The sequence below is a fragment of the Flaviflexus sp. genome, from assembly GCF_041440645.1.
Classification (GTDB): domain Bacteria; phylum Actinomycetota; class Actinomycetes; order Actinomycetales; family Actinomycetaceae; genus Flaviflexus.
The window spans coordinates 17739-35135 of sequence record NZ_JASDVN010000013.1 but is presented as its reverse complement, the minus strand read 5'-3'; the positions used below and the strand labels follow the sequence as shown (position 1 = coordinate 35135).

The following is a 17397-nucleotide window of genomic DNA, read 5'->3' as shown; positions in this document are numbered from 1 at the left end:
TTCCTCACCGCCTAACCCAACCCCGAAAAGTTACACCACACCAAAGGACTTGACCAATTTGCCAACCTCTTCCCCGATAAACGTGGGAGCAATCATCGAGGAGGGCTCCGGAACGGGAGTGAGCGAAGCCGGTTCCGTTTCGTCTTGGATCGCAGTCGTTGGGGACAGACAAGCGATGCACGGGGGCGGCATGGAGACGGTCCTGCTCCCGCGTCGGCAAGGAGCCTCAGACCAGAGAGTCAGACCTCGGCATGAAGAACTTGAGAAGTGGAATGAAGCGGCACAATCAGATTGTCGCGCTGTCGATCCATTATCTCCCTACTGCGCCCTAGGCGGAGGTGCGGACAACGAGTGTCGGAGGAACGACAATGTCGCGAGGCGCCGCGTCAGGCATGGCGACCATCTCGTCAAGTGCGTCGAGCGCGAGTCGCGCCTGAACATCCGGTTGCTGGTCGATGGAGGTAAGATCGAAACCGGAGTGGCGTGCCAGGAACGTGTTGTCGTACGAGAGGACGCCCAGGTCACTGCCGAGACGCAGTCCCGATTGTCGCACGAGGGACACAATGTCGATGGCGAGATAGTCGTTGTGGGCGATCAGGCAAAAAGATCCCGGATTCTCCTTTGCGGAGTTGACGATTTGCTCGTCCTCCCCCGGGCACACAATGTGGAGCTCCCGACCCGCATCTTCACAGGCGGCGAGGATGGCGGAGCGTCGGTATGCGGTAGCCTCGTCTTCGGCATCGGATGCGACGTAGGCGAATGACCTGTACCCGCGCTGGAGTGCGTGCCCCACCGCCATTCGGGCAGCCTCAAACTCGTCGATGTGGACGACGTTCACTCCCCCGTCGCCGTAGGGCGCGCCCGCAATGATGAGGGGTAGTTGGGACGTGTAGGGCGCGTAGTGACTCGCGGGCCGGGACGGTGTGGTCAGCACAATGCCACCAACGCGCATGGCCTGAAAATGCTTGAGCATCGCGATCTCTCGCTCTTCATCACCCGACGCTGTTGCGGTCAGGACCGTCAGTCCGCGGGACTCGCTTTCGGCCTGGAATGCGGCAACGAGGCTCTCGAAGTAGGGGTTGCGCAGGTTGGGCAGAACCATGCCGACGAGGGTGGAACGAGCAGAGGCGAGTGTTGCCGCACCAAAGTTACGTAGGTACCCAAGGCTCTCAGCGACTGTCTGAATGCGTTCCTTGGTCTCGCGAGCAACGCGGGGAGAGTTCGATAGCGCGAGCGATACCAATCCTCGCGACACGCCAGCAGCCTTCGCGACATCGTTCTGCGTCACCGATTCCTTCATGCGTCAACCTCCATGTCACAACATTACGCCGCGGCAGACGCCTCGCTCGCTTCCCACCGGCCAAAACGGTCAACGTGTCGCAAAACCGGATACGCGGGACTGCGACACCTGACCGACCAAGGTCACCGCGTGACCCACGTTGGACACTGCGTAACACACGGGTGCCATGTCGTTACCCTCGGTCGCCACGATCCCGGGGGCAACGACGTGGTGCTGGTCCGGGAGTGCTCGTACCCCGTGCTGATCTAGGAAAACTTCTCCTCCATGGCGACCTCGATCTCCTCCATCGACAGCCCCGCCGTCTCCGGCATCCAACGCCACAGGGCAATGAACATGGCGACGTTCATGACGCCGTATATCCCGTACGTGATGAGACCACCGAAGTTGTCGATGAGGGGTGGGAACGTGACGGTGACCAGCGCGTTGACCATCCAGAGGAAGAAAACGCAAGCGCCATTGGCGATGCCGCGGATGTAGCCGGGGAAGATCTCGCCCAACATCGTCCACACAACCGGACCATTCGAGGACTGCACGATCAGCATGAAGACACCCATGATGACGAGAACCGCGATGGCGGCGAAGGGCGATGGCGTTGTTCCACCATCGAGGTGGGGCTGGATGAAGAAGCCGAACATTGCGGAGAGGGCAAACATGCAGACCGACACTCCCCCGATGCAGAACAGGAGGATGGAGCGCCTGCGGAACTTGTAGATGAGAACGAGACCCGCGGCGGCACCAATGACCGACATGACACCGTTCGCAACCTGGGCGGTGATCGCCGCCTGGGTCGTCATTCCCGCGTATTCGAGCACCTTGGGTGCGTAGTACATGACCGTGTTGACGCCCGTCAGCTGGTTCGATGCGGCAATCAGCATGCCAACAAGGAAGAGCTTGCGCAACCACGGGGTGTGCCAGATGTCGGAGAACTTGCCGTCGCGAACCCTGTTCTGTTCGATCTGCAGGTCAACGATCTCGCCGACCTCATCGGCGATTGGTTCGTCCCGCTCGTCCCTGACCCGCTTGAGAGCCCCAATGGCCTCGATGTAACGCTTGTTGTGTGAATACCAGCGCGGCGATTCTGGCATGAGCCTCATCCCGAGCCACAGCGCGATCGCCGGGATTGAGCACAGGATCAGCATGTACCGCCACGCGTCACCGTTGCTACTTTCAAGCACCAGCTGATCGGCGAAGGCCCGATAGGCGGCATGCGATTCAAATGAGTTCTCAAGCGACGTCACGTTCGACCAGAGCTGCTCTCCAGCTTGCAACGTCCCGGTCGGGTCCTCAACGATGACAAGTTTTGGCCCTCCCGCAACCGCATTGATCACCGCGTTGAAGGAGAAGGCCGCAAGCTGGCCGACCACGATCATGAGCTGGTCGATGGCGACGATCGTTCCACGGATCCTCTTTGGAGCTGTTTCCGCGAGGTAGACGGGAACTGTGGCGGAAGCGCCACCCACGGCCAATCCCAGAATAAACCGGGAGATGTACATGAAGGCGAGGTTTGGGGCTCCCGCCACGAGGATCGCCCCGATGAAGAACAGGATGGCGAGCAGCAGGATGTTGTGGCGGCGGCCGTATCGGTCCGAGAGCCGACCACCAAAGAGGGCCCCGAAGGCGGCTCCGATGAGGAGCACACCTCCGATGAGGCCCTCTTCGAGTGACGATAGGTGCATGCCCCCGGCATCCCACGGCATCTGCATGTACGGGAGCGCGCCGGAGATGACTCCTGTGTCGTACCCGAACAGGAACGAACCGAGGCAGGCGATGCCGGCCACCCAACCGATCGAGCGGCGTTTGCCGGATGGTGGGGTGGTCTTGACCATCTCCTCCAGAGCCACCCGCGATGGGTAGTCGTCGGCAACGCTATCGAATTGTGACATGAGAACACCTATCTCTGTGTGTCCCCAAATCGTACGTGGGAGAAAGGGTTCTTTCCCTATCGCCCAGGTAGTGGGCTAGTTCTTACCCAGATCGAAGGTCGTCCGGCCCGTCACCCGAGCGACCTCTTCCCACTGCCCCGACTCCACGGAACGGACAACCGCCTCGTCCACCTCGGCGGCGGCCCAGCCATCGGCCGCCGACGGAGCGAGCTGCTGACCCGTCAGGATCGCCGGGATGAACTTCGACGCCTCGATGGCCTTGAGATCATCGAAGCCCATGGAGGTGCCGGCACCGGGCTGGAAGCGGGAGAAGTTCGGGAAGTTGCTCGGCCCCGCCATCACCCTCGTGTAGCCCTGGAACTCATTGCTTGCGCCGATGCAGACGTCCAGGTGGTTGAGGTCCTCGAAGTTCCAACGCGCCGAACCATCGGTGCCGTAGACCTCGACAACGTACTCGGCGCGAGGCCCCACAGCGACTCGGGACGCCTCAAGCGTGCCGACTGCTCCGCTATCGAGACGTACGAGCATGCCGACGTAGTCCTCGTTCTCGACCGGCCCAAACTCATCCGAGATCTCCCATCCGGTGTGACCAACTCCAGCCTTGGTCGGGATGGGGCGTTCGGTGATAAAGGTGTCGGTCAGTGCCGTCACGGAATTGATGCGGCCGACGAGGTACTGAACGAGGTCTGCTCCGTGGCTCATGAGGTCACCTACAACACCGGAACCCGCGAGCTCGCGGTTGTAGCGCCAGGTCAATGGACCATCCGCGGCGGAGGCGTAATCGGCAATCAGCCAGGCGCGCACGTTCGTGATCCTTCCCAGGCGACCATCGGAGATGAGGTTACGGAGCAACTCCACCGCGGGCACGTGGCGGTAGTTGAAGCCAACGCCGGTCACGAGCCCCGCGTTCTCCACGGCCTCGGCGATCTCGCGAGACTCGTCGGCAGAGACACCCATCGGCTTCTCAATCCAGAACGGCTTGCCGGCCTCGACGGCGGCGAGGGCAATCTCCTTGTGGAGGAAGTTGGGCGAGCAGATCGACACGACGTCGACCTCGGGGTCGGCAAGGACCTCGCGGTAGTCGGCAACGGCCCGATCGAAGCCAAGTTCCTCGACGGCGACTCGGCGGGTCTCCTCAACCGGATCGCACGCCACCGCAAGACTGACGTCGACTCCCAACTCAGGGAACCGTTCCTTCAACTGCTTGTAGCTGCGGGTGTGGAGCCTGCCCATCCACCCGAGGCTGATGACGCCAACATTGAGAGTCTTCTTTGACATGGTGTTCTCCTCAACAACCGTGCGAAGCCACTTCGCTCCGTCCTCTCCCAATTGTTCCATATGTGCTAACAAAGTCCAATCAAAGTTCCGAAGATTGGGCTTATGTGAGACAGCGGTTCAGGACAGATGATCGATACCTCGCCACGTTAACGGGACGATCGTCATGTCTACACAAAGTCGAGATATAGCAGTACGGGCAGGGTGTGAACCCTGCCCGTACTCAATGAAGTCGGCAATCAATGTGCGAAGAGGAATGCCGACTCACAGTCTTACGAGAATCGCTTCTCGTTCATTTCCTCGATCTCTTCCATGGATAGACCCGAGGTCTCGGGCATGTACTTCCACAGAAGGATGAATGCCAGGACGTTGATGAGGCCGAAGATGCCGTACGTCATCATGCCGCCAAGGGCGTCGATCATCGAGGGGAAGACAACGGTCACGATTGCGTTGACAACCCAGAGGCAGAACACTGCAGCGCCGTTCATGATGCCGCGGACGTGTGCCGGGAAGATCTCGCCAAGCACGGTCCAGGTCACGGGAGCGTTTGTGGACTGCATGATGAGCATGAACAGTCCCATAAAGCCAAGAACCAGGAAGGCTGCGGTGGGAGCCGGGTTGGTGCCCTCGTCGAGGTGCGGCTGGATCAGGGTTCCGAACAGGCCGGCGATGACGAAGAGGCAGGTGAAGATGCCGGCGAGGCCGACGAGCTGAACCTGACGCCTGCGGAACTTGAAGATGAAGTACAGGCCGATGGAGGAACCGAGCACCGACATGACGCCGTTGGCGACCTGTGCGGTAATAGCGGCCTGCGTGGTCATACCTGCAGCCTCAAGGACGCGAGGTGCGTAGTACATCACCGTGTTCACACCGGTTGTCTGGTTCGCGACGGCGATCAAGATACCGACGAAGAGCAACTTGCGTAGCCATGGTGTTTGCCAGACTTCTCGGAACGTACCCTTTTCGGTGCGTGCCTGCTGCGCCTGCATGTCGATGACCTCAGCCATCTCAGTCTCGATGGGCTCATCGCGATCGTCACGAACGCGCTTGAGCGAGCCAATGGCCTCGACGTAACGCTGGTTTGCGGCGTACCAGCGCGGCGATTCCGGCATTGCCCTCATACCGATCCACAGTGCGACTGCGGGGATGGTGCAGAGGATCATCATGAGGCGCCATGCGTTACCGTTACCGGTCTCAATGACAAGCTGATCAACGAACTGGTTGAAAGCGTCGGTGTTCTCGAAGGTCGACTCGAGCGCAGACACGTTCGACCAGGGCTGCTCACCGGCCTGAAGAAGACCGGAGGGATCCTCCGTGATGATGAGGTTCGGGCCTTTAACGACCTGGTTTATGATTGCGTTAGCAACGAAGGCGGACAGCTGACCGGTCACGATCATGAGCTGGTCGATCGCGACGATGGTGCCACGGATGCGCTTCGGAGCTGTTTCAGCAAGGTAGACCGGCACGGTTGCAGATGCACCACCAACGGCGAGGCCGAGGACGAAGCGAGCAACGTACATGAAGATCAGGCTGGGGGCGACTGCCACCATCGTTGCTCCAACGAGGAACAGGATGGCGAGCATGATGATGTTGTGGCGGCGGCCGTAGCGGTCAGACAGGCGACCACCAACGAGAGCACCAATGGCACAGCCAATGAGCAGGATGCCGCCGATGAGACCCTCTTCGAGAGCAGTCAGGTGCATACCGCCTGCGGCCCAGGGCATGTGCATGAAGGGCAGAGCACCGGAGATCACACCGGTGTCGTAGCCGAACAGGAACGATCCGAGGCAGGCGATGCCTGCCACCCAGCCAATCGACCGGTGTTTACCGGACGCCGGGGTCGAATCGACCATTTCCTTTAATTCTTGACCCTGAGGGTACTTTGTCTCTGTGGACATTTCGTTACCTTCCCTGCCAAACGCGCGAGATAACTGAGTGGGAAACACGCACCACTGGTCCACGGCTACACCGTGATTCGGTCGCTGCTTCGAAAACAGTCAGACCTCCCCGCTCGGGACTCTGTCGTAGTTCGAGAGTCATCGTTGACATTCGTTCTCCTCTGATTCAGCGAAATGCCTCACTGCATCCGCCTATCAACAATTTCTACCACATGTAAGGACAAATGAGAATCATTGAATGAAAATGACTTAGCAAATCCTACCGAGGTGACAGTTGTGTGAACATCCTACATTAACCCGCGTTAACAAAACGAGAGTTCTCGGCGTTAGCGCGCTCCAAAGTGTTATCCAAGCGCGCAGCGAGGGGTGTATTTGTCACCTCAAAAATGTCCAAATTGTGCAGGCTGGAGAATTGCAAGTGTGTCGGACTTCACACTTCCTGGGAAGGGGAGAAGTCTTCTTTTCTCGGAATTGTTGCTTCACAAATCCGTTTCATAGACGTCAAATGATTGCGGTGCGACTCAAGCTCCCAAATCAGAGGTCCGCACCTGTAACCTTGTCGCCCGCGCCTCTGTCAGTCTTCAGTCCGCACATATGAGGGGGTAAACACCCTGGGAGCGGGCAGTTCGCCCTGGGTACAACTCGGAGGTGAGTGTCACCTAGGGGGTGAGCGACGAGCTCACGTGCTCCGTGGAGGACCGGGGAATAAGGGTCGACGGAAGCACAATGTTCTTCTGTTCAGTCCTCCCCTGGGTCCGCTCCACGAGAAGCTCGACCGCATACTGTGCGAGTTGCTCAGTATCCTGATCGACACTCGTGAGCCCAACATTGGGGAATCCAGCCAAGCTCGTGTTGTCGTAGCCGGTCAGGCCGTAGTCCGCCCCGGGAGCAAGGCCGTGCTGCGAGAGGGCACCCAGGAGCCTGAAGGCAATGAGGTCGTTGTGGCAGCAGACTCCGAAGTCACGACCAAATCGGCGCACCATGGAATCGGCAGCGTCGTCAATGGACTGCATGCTCAAATCAACCAGCTCGGGGGCGAGACCGTTCTCCGTGACAACATCAAGGTAGCCGGCAATACGTTCCTTCGAGGAGTCGCCCTCCACTCCCCTGTCGTAGCCGACGTGAATGAGAGGTGAGTACCCACCATCGACCATGTGCCGGGTCGCGATGGCGGCACCGAGCCGGTCATCCGTGTGCACGAGATCGACAGCGCTTGGACCAATGTTCTGAGTCAGCAAGATTGTCGGCACACGCCTGCCGATGTCTGAAAGCGACTCCATGTCGAGCACCGGTGAAACGAGTATCAGACCATCAACATTGACCTCAATGAACCGTTCGGCCGCACGCCTCTGCTCATCAGCATCCTCGCCCACGACCGAGACAAACGGGATGAGACCCTTCTCTTCTCCCGTGCGCCGCAGCTCTTCAGCAAGTTCGGCATGGAAGCTGTTGTCGAGGCCGGACAGGCTGATGCCGAGGAAGCCAGTCCTGCTACTGGCGAGCGCTTGAGCGGACAGATTGGGGCGGTAACCCAGCTCTTCCATCGCATCCAGCACCGCCTCGCGCGACGCATCGGAAACTCGTGGATCGCGTTGCACAACGAGCGAGACGGTCTGCCTGGACACACCGGCGCGCTTTGCGACATCAACCTGGGTTGGACGCGATGACCTCACGAAACACCTCACTTCTTCAACTCCTGCAACAATACCCGTTGCGACGCAAACGCCCGCCTGTGGCGCGCTACACACGTCGTCGTGATTGACAGGACAAATCCGATGATGGAAAACTTGAAGTAAATTGACACGTGTCAATGCATTACTTCACATTAGCGACGCTGGGGTCGCAGATCACTCGACGAGGGAGAATCATGCAAAACATCGCACTGTTAGGTGCCGGCTTTATTGGTCACGTTCACGCTAAGAGCCTTGCCACCAACCCACGGGTTGAGTTCACGTACGTTTACGACACGGACGAGTCTCGGGCTCGTGAGCTTGCTGCGGCGTACGGGGCTTCCTTCGCACCTCTCGAGGAGATACTGGCCAGCGACCGCGTCGGCGCTGTTCTCATCGCAACGTCGACCAACACTCATGCCGAACTCATTGAGGCTGCCGCGCAGGCTGGCAAGGCAGTCTTCTGCGAGAAGCCGATCGACCTCTCATACGAGGTGGCGGAGCGAGCAGCAACGACTGCTCGCGAGGCCGGAGTGCCCGTCATGATCGACTTCTGCCGCCGATTCGACCCCGCCTACGCATCCCTCAAGAAGGCGGTGGAGAAGGGCGAGATCGGCGACATTGAACTCATCCAGATGTCGACGCGTGGCCCATCCCTACCTCCCATCTCCTACCTCGCCTCCTCGGGAGGCCAGATGAGGGACCAGAACATCTACTTCTTTGACCTGCTCTGCTGGATCACGGGCCTCGAGCCCGTCTCCGTCTACGCCGAAGGCTCCGCCCTTGTTGACCCGGAAGTCGCAGAAGTTGGTGACGTCGACACCTCCATTGCCATCCTTCGCATGTCGAACGGCGCCCTCTGCCAGATCGATGCTCAGCGCCGCATCGCCTACGGCTACGACGAGCGCATCGAGATCTCGGGAACAAAGGAGATGATGGAGGCGGGACGCCAGCAGACCGGATGGACGAAGCGCTACGGACAAGGCTCGGTCACGTCCGAGGGCCTTGACGCTGGCTGGTTCGAGCGCATCGAGCACACCTTTGCACCCGCCCTCGACGAATTCGTCGGTGCGCTTGAGGAGGGCCGTGAGCCTTCTGCTGGTCTCGCCGATGGTCTGCGCGCGCAGCGCATCGCCGATGCTGCGACGGAGTCCCTTCAAACCGGCCTCCCGGTCACCATCAGTTACGACGCGTAGCCGCGACGTAACCCAAACCTTTTGAAACCTAACTACCTAGCTACTTCCACATATTTCAGAACTCTTCATCAAGAAAGGCCAGCAATGAAGCTCTCCATGAACGTGACATCCACCTTCTATGGGAATGTCGTCAACGACATCGCCATGGCAAAGGCAGCCGGGTTTACCGGCATCGAACTCCAGAACCCCAAGCTCGACCGTTATCTCGCGGCGGGACTGCCCGCCGAGTCGGTCCTCCCCCACCTCGAAGGCATCGAGGTGAGCGCGATCGGTGCTCTCCAGGAATCCAATCTCGACGCCTTCCGTGCTGAGGCGGAGCGGATTGCCCAGCTCGGTGCGCTCTACGGGGCACCGACAATGCAGATGTGCACGGGACCGGTTGACGTGCAAACCGTCAAGGACTTCAAGGCCGGCAGGCCGATCTCAGACGACCGCTTCACGGGTGTTCTGGGTCTTCCCGAGCAGGAACAGATCGACCGCACCGCGGAGCGCGTTGCCCTCGCAGCCGACATCGCGAAGGACCACGGGCTTGGGCTGTTCCTTGAGCCGCTCGGGTGGGCACCGATCAACCGCCTCTCCCAGGCTCAGCAGATTCTCGAGACAATCAAACGCGACAACGTCGGAATCGTGGTCGACTTCTGGCACTTCTGGGTCACGGGAGACACCCCGGAGGACGTCGCGAAGCTGGATCCGGAGATCATTCACGCCGTGCACGTTTGCGACGGTGTGCCGGTGCCCGAGGGCGAGATCCCCGATCAGTCCATCTCCCGCAACGTCTGGACCGGTGGCGGCTCCATCCCCCTCCAGGAGTGGGTCGACGCCGTGAAGTCAACGGGATACGACGGCTGGTGGTGCTCCGAGATCTTCCACGACAAGTCTGCCGAGTTCGGTTTCGAGCAGGTTGCCACCACCCTGCGCAGCAACCTCGAGATTCTCATCGCATAAACTTGACCAAGGTGGTGTATCACGCACCGACAATGCCGCCCAGCCACTGGCTGGGCGGCCCAGTCTTGGGAGAAGAATGAACGACTCGGTTACCCAGCGCGACATCGCGGAACATGCCGGTGTCTCGCGCGCCCTCGTATCGATGGCTCTTTCGGATTCACCCAAGGTTGCCGAGGAAACGAAGGCCGCGATTCTCCAGGCGGCGGACGAACTCGGATACGTGCGAAACCTGTCAGCTTCTTCTCTCGTCAATCAGGTCACCCCGATCCTTGGGCTCATCCTTCCCGACATCGCCAACCCCTATTTCGAGAGCTTCTTCGGTCAGCTTCAGGAGGAATCCGTCAGCCACGATCTGCTCCCCCTCATTGCCACAGCATCGAACGATCCGGAGCGGGAGCGGCTCGTCCTACAGCGCTTCCTCGAGCTCAGGGTCGCCGGTGTCATCGCCGTGTCACCCGCTATGGAAGGTGAGGGACTACGATCTTTCGGCGAACGCATTCCGCTCGTCGTCGTAGGGCAGGAGGTAGGCGGGCACGTCGACTCCGTCGCCATTGATGAGGAGAAGGCCGCAACTCTCCTTGCAAACCACTTCTCATCGGAGGGCTGGGTCCGCGCCGCCTACGTGTACGACGACCTGGCACAGTCAGACAGGGGCCTCCTCAGCCGAAGGGAGGCGCTAACTGCAGCGTGTGAGCGGGAGGGTCTCTCCTTTACTCCCATCGTTGCTCGGGGCGGCATGCGGTCAAGCCTTGACGACTATCTCGACTCCTCGGACCAGCCCACGGTGCTGATCGGCCACAACGACCTCATCGCCACCCGCATCACCGCCGAATTGCGCCGCGACCATAGTCGTTCTGGCGTGGGAGTGGCCGGATACGACAACACGTATCTGTCGAGGGAAGGCAACGGGGACTTCACCTCGATCTCCCAACCGCTCGCAACCCACGCAAAACAAGCGATCGAATTCATCGAGTCGCGTTCGGGGCGCAGGTACGGATCCTCACGGAGCGTTGTAGCCAAACCGGAACTCATCGTCCGTTCGTCAACCATCCGCCACGCAAAGTAAACGAACCCAACGGAAAAGTGGGTGGACCACATCGGAAAAGGGAGTGGACAAGAAGAGACGTCACGGGCCTAGTATTGGAAGCAGACGGACATAAGTAGAAGTACATGAACATAAAGGAATTGGGGTCTGGTGGAGCGTACCGCTCCACCAGACCCCATCATGTTGGGAGGTCCCGGCCTTATCGATTCAGACCAGTTTTCTATCGATTTCGACCAACATTCCTCTCGTACCGTGCCTAGTTCTGACCGAATTCCTTCTTGAGGCGCTCAAGGGTTGCCTTGTTCGTCTCGTCGGCCTTCTCCGGCCATCCGAACGTGCATACTGAAAGGACGCCGTCGAACTCGACCTCACGCAGGGTGTCGAAGACGTCGTCCCACGGCACCTCGCCCTGACCGACAGGGTTGTGCTGGTGGACGCGTGCGTCGACGCCGGGAGGGTTGACGATGTAGCGGTTGCCGCCACCTGCCTTGTGGTTGAACACGTCGGCAACGTGGACTTCGAACAGTTTCGATGCGGAGCTCTTGATCATGCGTGCAGCATCGCCCTCACCGTCCGAGAGGTGGAAGACGTGCGGGCAGCAGAACTCGTAGCCCAGCCAATCCTTGTTGACGCCGCGAACGATCGAGTATGCGTCGTCGTGCAGCTCAACAAAGTCGTAGGGGTGTGCCTCCATGGCAAGTCGAATTCCGTACTTCTCGAAGTCACCCGAGAGCTCGTCAATCGACTTGTACCACTGGTGCTCGGCCTGCAACGGAGTGTTCGGGTTGCCCGAGAACTCCGACACGATGTTGCGCACATCGAGCTGGTCGGCAAGCTCGAGGAGCCTGCGCCAGTTGCGCACCTGTGCCTGACGCTCCTGCTCATCGACGGACGACCAGTTGAACACGGGGTTGAGGGTCGCGATCTTGACGCCGGTCTCCTTCGACGCCTTGAGAAGGTCGGCTACGAACTCGTCGTCGGCCTTCGGGTAGCGGTGCCAGAAGTGGAATTCGGTGTTGGGCGAGAGCTCGACGTAGTCGAATCCGAGTTCCCGCGCCTTGCGCAGCGTATCGGCCGTCGACATCGAGGCGTAGTACATATTGGGATCAAGGGCGATCTGAACCATACGAAAATCCTTCCAGGGTTGACCTAGAGCGGAGCCCTAGGCGTAGAAGTCGGGCTTTTCAATAAGCTCGACGTCAACTTCGATACCGCCCTGATCTTGGGATGCGAGAGCGGCGTCAACGACCGCGGTTGCGGCATAGCCGTCCCAGGCCGTCGACCCTGTGTGGGTATCTGCAGCGACCGCGTTGATCCAGGACTGAACCTCGGTGTTGAAAGCCCCGTGGAAGCGATCGATGTGACTCTGACACATTCTATTCCGATTACCCTCGATATCGCGAATGTGAATTCCTTCCTGGTCACCCAGGCTGGCGGCCGCGTTCTCCATGACGACCTCGCACTCGATGGAGTAGCCGTATTCGAGGTTGACATTGACCTCGTCATCGATGCGGATGCCTGACTCGGTGTAGAACACGAGCACGATGGGTTCCTGGAGCTTTGCGTGTGCGCGGGAGCTCTTGCGGGCGTTATCGGTGCGTACCTTGACGATCTCCTCCCCCGTCATCCAACGCATCGTGTCGATCTCGTGGATCGCGGTGTCGTCGATGAGGTTGCGGGACGTGTAGGTGTCCGGGACCGAGGGGTTACGGTGGCGGTTGTGCACGAGCAGAACCGGTCCGTACTTGCCACCATCAACGAGCTCCTTGATCTCGTTGTAAGCCTTGTCGAAGCGGCGCATGAAGCCAACGGTCACGAGCTTCTTGCCGCCAGCGATCTCGGCGTCGAGGATGGCCTGGCAGTCCTCCGCGGTGGTTGCGAGGGGCTTCTCGACGAGCACGTACTTGCCGGCATTGACCGCGGCAATGACGTCATCCTTGTGGACGGAACCGAAGGTTGCGATGAGGACGGCATCGACGTTGGGATCGGCGATGAGCTCAGCGCCGGATCCGTATGCCTTTCCACCGACCTGCTCGGCAACGGCCTCGGCGGCTGCCAGATTGAGGTCGGCTGCGGCAACAACCTCGGCGCCGCTCAGTTCGTTAACGATGCGGTCAACGTGTGCGCGGCCCATGCCGCCACATCCGATGAGACCAACTTTGACTGTCATGTCTGTTCCTTAAATGTGAGAGCCCTGAGGTGGGCATAAATGTTTGTTCTGGTGCGGAATTGTGCAAAGTAAAGCGTTGTGTGGGCGCTCATCACTGCGGCAAGTCAGCAGAGCTCCGCGGAATCTAGCTGCGCCTATATGCCTTAGCAAGCGTGCGGTCCGGGCTGGGCTTGCGCCGCATTGTGGTCAAGCTTGCACCGTCACCACGTTGGGCTCTTACCGCGAAGCGATTAGACATACGCCGCCATTGACTGGGCTTGCGCCATGTTGGAGGGTGCGGGGCAAACTGCCCCGCACCTTTGGAGACTTAGAGAAGTCCGAGGCCGCACTCGGCCAGGTATTCACGCATCTTGATCGCGTTGGGCTTGGGGAACTCGGGCGGGCAGGGGTAGCAGTCCTGCTCGCAGATGACGTACAGATCCTTGTTCAGCTCAGCGAGAGCATCGACAAAGGCGTGCATCTCGGGCAGACCTGCCGGGGGACGAACCGATGCGCCCTTGGCAACGGCCTCGCCGAACGGCCAATCCTTCTCGTGTGCTTCGCGCGTGATGTCCTCATCGAATGCCTTGATGTGGACGTACGTGATGCGCTCAGGGTACTGCTTGACCAGTTCCACGGGATCGCCGCCGCCGTAGACAATGTGGCCCGAGTCCAGGCAGAGGTTCACGTACTTGGGATCGGTTGCTTCGAAGATGCGGCCGATCTCTTCGGGGGTCTCGATGTGGGAGTCACCGTGGGGGTGCAGAACCATCTTGAGTCCGTACTCGTCGAGCAGCATCGAACCAAGGCGGTTGGCGTTGTCGACGTAAAGCTTCCATGCATCGTCTGAGAGGACGCGATCATCGGTCCACTCCCAGGTCTTGTCGTCGCGGTACAGCGGAGGAAGGTGCACGATATACTCGGCACCGACAGCCGCGTGGGTTTCAGCAATCGCACGGAAAGTCTTCTCGGTCTCCGCCCATGCTTCCTTCTTGTGGAGGATGCCCCAGCCGGTGCCGGCCACGACGCGCATGCCGGTGTCATCGAGCCAGCGCTGCAGTTCCTTCGGATCCTTCGGGAAGTATCCGTAGGGACCGGTCTCGAGAACCTCGAATCCCGCCTCCGCCATCTCTTCCATGGCGCGACGGGGATCCATCTGCTTCTCATCCTCCGGGAACCACACGCCCCATTGGTCGGGACAGACACCGATCGTCAGCTTGGAGTACTTCGGATCCTTCGTGTTCTTCGCCTTTGAAGTCATTTTTCTACCCTCTATCTCGTAGGCGCCACCTTCATTGGCACGCTCCAATGATTGTAGAACAACAACCCTCGAACTGGCAAGGCTTTGACCTAACAAACTTCTGAAACCGGCTTGAAAATTGATTACACTGCGACCGGTTCAAGAAATCTCCATTCAACAAGTCAGATCACCAAAGTTTCACCAGCTTTCGGTCAAACAACCAGAATCTTGCAAAGTTTGCAGAGGTATGTTTGTCTTTACAAATTGAATACCGATTTTTTGTTGCTATATCAAGGGTTTCTGCAATTAGTTTCTGAAACTATGACGCAAGTTACTGCAAGTTCTCTTTACATCCTTACATTCCTTGCTATGCTTGAAGTGTTCCAAACGGAACCGGTCCAATCGGATCGAGCACACGGATGTGCAGAGCACACACCCGTAGCTCTGCACCGAATTGAAAAGGACCACCATCATGTCGACCATCATCGAAGCACGCGCAAACGTTGCAGACTTCCAGGCATCGGACGTCATCGTCACCAAGACCTGGACCGCTTTCCAGGCACTCATCGGCTTCCTCGTTTTCATGGGCGTCGTTGCAGTTGCTGGCGTTGCCATGGGCGCACCGATCGTCACCCTCATCGCAGGCGCAATCACCGCGATCGCCATGCCCTTCATCATCTTCTCCGGCCTCGGCGAAGATCTCTAAGACTTCACAACTAAAACCGACCGCTTCGGGCACAGCCCAGCAGTCACACAGAAAAGGAGTACGCCATGTCGACAATTACTTACGGACTCAGCTCGGCTACGTTCGCGTACCGAGAGACCCCCCGCATCGAGGGAGTCACCGCATCCGCAATCCTCGCCACCATCGTTCTCATGGTCGTTGGAGCTATTGCTGGTATTGCGCTTTCAAATCCGGCCATGGTCATCACCACCGGTATCTGCACCGTCGTCGCAGCCCTCGCGCTGACCCTGACGAAGCTCTACGAGGCTAACTAGCCCGTAGCCGAGGCTTCCAGCCTCCCATAATCTTCCCGAGGCCCCTTCACACGAAGGGGCCTCGCTCTATGTCCACTCCCCCGCGAGGCGCTTACTCCCCCGGCCCACCGCTCACGCCGCCACCTCGCGGGGCGCGCTATCGCATTGCCCCTCGTATCGAGCAACTCTCGGACCGCCTCACAGCGTCGGATGGCCTCGCAGCTGTCGTGTCTGCTTGCAACTATCGGATTCGCTTAGAAGTATCGCACCCGCTCACACGCATCGGGCCCGCTCGCAACGCTCGGAGCTACTCGGAACAGTCGGACCCATGCGCAACGCTTTCTAGCGGAGGAGCCGTTTCCTCAGGAATGACGAACCCCGGTTGCTGCAAACTGCTCACAGCAACCGGGTTCTGCCTGGGAACGGTGGTCCAGTCCGTTCTCCCGTTGGGTTCAAGGAAGATTTTGGGGGATTGACCTATCAGCCCCACCAGGCCAATCCCCGCCCTGCCACCCCGGGCCACAACACATCGGGGTGACAAGGTTCCACGCGAATGGGGTCGCGAGGTTCTTAGAGACTCATGTCGACGACTGCGCGGCCACGGATCTTGCCCTGAGCCAGCAGGTCGTATCCTTCGCCCACGTTCTCGAGCGAGTAGTGAGCCGAGACGATGTCCCTGTAGTTCACGATGTCGGCAGCTGCGAGCTCCACGACCGCAGGAAGGTCGTGGCGCGTGCGGGCGCCGTAGGATCCGATGATCGACTGGGAACGACGCACGGTCCTATTGATCTCGACATCGGCGGTCTGCACACCAGCACCGAGGCCGATGGGTACCATGCGGCCACCGTCCTTGAGTGAAGCGAGGGCGGAGTTCCAGGTTTCGGGGCGGCCGAGTGCCTCGAAGGCAACGTCCACTCCCCTGCCGCCGGTGATGTCGAAGACGCGTTCACGAACATCCTCGGTGGTCGAGTTGACAACATCGGTTGCGCCGAGTGCCCGTGCCGCCTCAAGCTTGTCATCGGCAATGTCGATGGCGATGACCTTCTTCGCACCGAAGGCGCGAGAAATCTGGATGATGTTGGAACCCACGCCACCGGTTGCCACGACCGCAACGGTTTCACCGTGGTGCAGATCAGCGCCGCGACGAACCGCACCGTAAGCAGTCAGTACGGCGCAGCCAATGATGGCGCCGGCGACGGGATCGACGTTGTCAGGGATCGGCGCGACAGACGTGGAGGGAATCACGCAATACTCCGCGAGCGCACCCATCGAGTACTGGGCGATCTCTTCGCCATCGAGGCCGAAGAGTCGGGTTTGACCGTCGTAGAGCTGACCCTTGAGGCGGTTGAGGTCGAAAAAGGGACCGCAGAGGTCGTCGCGACCTTCGGCACAGGCTTCGCACTGGCCGCAGGGCATGAGGAATGCTCCCGCGACGTTCTGGCCCACCTTAAGATTGGTGTGCTCGTTGCCGGGGCCGATTTCGACGATCTCGCCGCTGACCTCGTGGCCGAGGACCGCGGGAAGCGGGAAGGCGATCTTGCCGTGAATGACATGCAGATCGGAGTGGCACATTCCGCAAGCGCGTACCTTGACGAGTACCTCACCTGCTCGTGGGTGGGGAGTGCGAATCTCCTCGACCTGTAGTCCCTTCTCGACATCGCGAAGAACGGACGCTCTCATTGTCTCGGGTATCTGAACAGACATGTTTCCTCCATTGGAACGACTCGGGCGAACTCAGTACCGTTGCCTTAAGATAAGTGTAAGCTTAAATGTAAGCACAAAGAAAGGACTTTGTACTTACATTTTTGAATTGCTTTT

General features: G+C 59.5%; 14 protein-coding genes. 5 read left to right on the top strand and 9 right to left on the bottom strand.

The window, feature by feature from the left end:
• Positions 1 to 328: 328 nt before the first annotated feature.
• The 5 genes from QMB98_RS01905 to QMB98_RS01885 all read right to left on the bottom strand — a co-directional run bounded on the left by QMB98_RS01905 (position 329) and on the right by QMB98_RS01885 (position 8029).
• Complete coding sequence (locus tag QMB98_RS01905; RefSeq protein ID WP_371683950.1) at positions 329 to 1300, bottom strand: LacI family DNA-binding transcriptional regulator; 972 nt, start codon at positions 1298 to 1300, stop codon at positions 329 to 331.
• Between the two features lie 245 nt (positions 1301 to 1545).
• Positions 1546 to 3183, bottom strand: a complete 1638-nt coding sequence (locus tag QMB98_RS01900; RefSeq protein ID WP_371683949.1) for an MFS transporter — start codon at positions 3181 to 3183, stop codon at positions 1546 to 1548.
• Positions 3184 to 3258: 75 nt separating this feature from the next.
• Positions 3259 to 4461 (bottom strand): Gfo/Idh/MocA family protein, encoded by a 1203-nt coding sequence (locus QMB98_RS01895; protein ID WP_371683948.1) that lies wholly within the window; start codon positions 4459 to 4461, stop codon positions 3259 to 3261.
• Positions 4462 to 4730: 269 nt separating this feature from the next.
• Positions 4731 to 6356 (bottom strand): MFS transporter, encoded by a 1626-nt coding sequence (locus QMB98_RS01890; protein ID WP_371683947.1) that lies wholly within the window; start codon positions 6354 to 6356, stop codon positions 4731 to 4733.
• 659 nt (positions 6357 to 7015) lie between these two features.
• Entirely contained in the window at positions 7016 to 8029 is a 1014-nt protein-coding gene (locus tag QMB98_RS01885) for a LacI family DNA-binding transcriptional regulator (protein WP_371683946.1), read from the bottom strand.
• 194 nt (positions 8030 to 8223) lie between these two features.
• On the opposite strand from QMB98_RS01885, the gene QMB98_RS01880 reads away from it, so the two are divergent.
• The 3 genes from QMB98_RS01880 to QMB98_RS01870 all read left to right on the top strand — a co-directional run bounded on the left by QMB98_RS01880 (position 8224) and on the right by QMB98_RS01870 (position 11233).
• Entirely contained in the window at positions 8224 to 9222 is a 999-nt protein-coding gene (locus QMB98_RS01880) for a Gfo/Idh/MocA family oxidoreductase (protein WP_371683945.1), read from the top strand.
• A gap of 96 nt (positions 9223 to 9318) precedes the next feature.
• Positions 9319 to 10167, top strand: coding sequence for a sugar phosphate isomerase/epimerase family protein (locus QMB98_RS01875; RefSeq protein WP_371683944.1), 849 nt, complete (start codon positions 9319 to 9321; stop codon positions 10165 to 10167).
• A gap of 76 nt (positions 10168 to 10243) precedes the next feature.
• The gene (locus QMB98_RS01870; protein WP_371683943.1) at positions 10244 to 11233 is read left to right on the top strand and encodes a LacI family DNA-binding transcriptional regulator; all 990 of its coding nucleotides are present in this window, start codon (positions 10244 to 10246) and stop codon (positions 11231 to 11233) included.
• Positions 11234 to 11468: 235 nt separating this feature from the next.
• Here QMB98_RS01870 and QMB98_RS01865 read toward each other — a convergent pair whose 3' ends face one another.
• The 3 genes from QMB98_RS01865 to QMB98_RS01855 form a co-directional block, all read right to left on the bottom strand.
• Positions 11469 to 12338, bottom strand: coding sequence for a sugar phosphate isomerase/epimerase family protein (locus QMB98_RS01865; RefSeq protein WP_371683942.1), 870 nt, complete (start codon positions 12336 to 12338; stop codon positions 11469 to 11471).
• A 36-nt stretch (positions 12339 to 12374) separates the two neighbouring features.
• Positions 12375 to 13382 (bottom strand): Gfo/Idh/MocA family protein, encoded by a 1008-nt coding sequence (locus tag QMB98_RS01860; protein ID WP_371683941.1) that lies wholly within the window; start codon positions 13380 to 13382, stop codon positions 12375 to 12377.
• A gap of 307 nt (positions 13383 to 13689) precedes the next feature.
• Positions 13690 to 14622 (bottom strand): sugar phosphate isomerase/epimerase family protein, encoded by a 933-nt coding sequence (locus tag QMB98_RS01855; protein WP_371683940.1) that lies wholly within the window; start codon positions 14620 to 14622, stop codon positions 13690 to 13692.
• Positions 14623 to 15073: 451 nt separating this feature from the next.
• Here QMB98_RS01855 and QMB98_RS01850 point away from each other — a divergent pair, with 451 nt between their 5' ends.
• Together QMB98_RS01850 and QMB98_RS01845 are read left to right on the top strand one after the other, a co-directional pair.
• Positions 15074 to 15307, top strand: coding sequence for a hypothetical protein (locus QMB98_RS01850; protein ID WP_371683939.1), 234 nt, complete (start codon positions 15074 to 15076; stop codon positions 15305 to 15307).
• Between the two features lie 65 nt (positions 15308 to 15372).
• Positions 15373 to 15600 carry a hypothetical protein gene (locus QMB98_RS01845; RefSeq protein WP_371683938.1) on the top strand — a complete coding sequence of 76 codons (228 nt, stop codon included), beginning with the start codon at positions 15373 to 15375 and terminating at the stop codon, positions 15598 to 15600.
• 549 nt (positions 15601 to 16149) lie between these two features.
• Here QMB98_RS01845 and QMB98_RS01840 read toward each other — a convergent pair.
• Positions 16150 to 17283, bottom strand: a complete 1134-nt coding sequence (locus tag QMB98_RS01840; protein ID WP_371683937.1) for a zinc-binding dehydrogenase — start codon at positions 17281 to 17283, stop codon at positions 16150 to 16152.
• Positions 17284 to 17397: the final 114 nt, after the last annotated feature.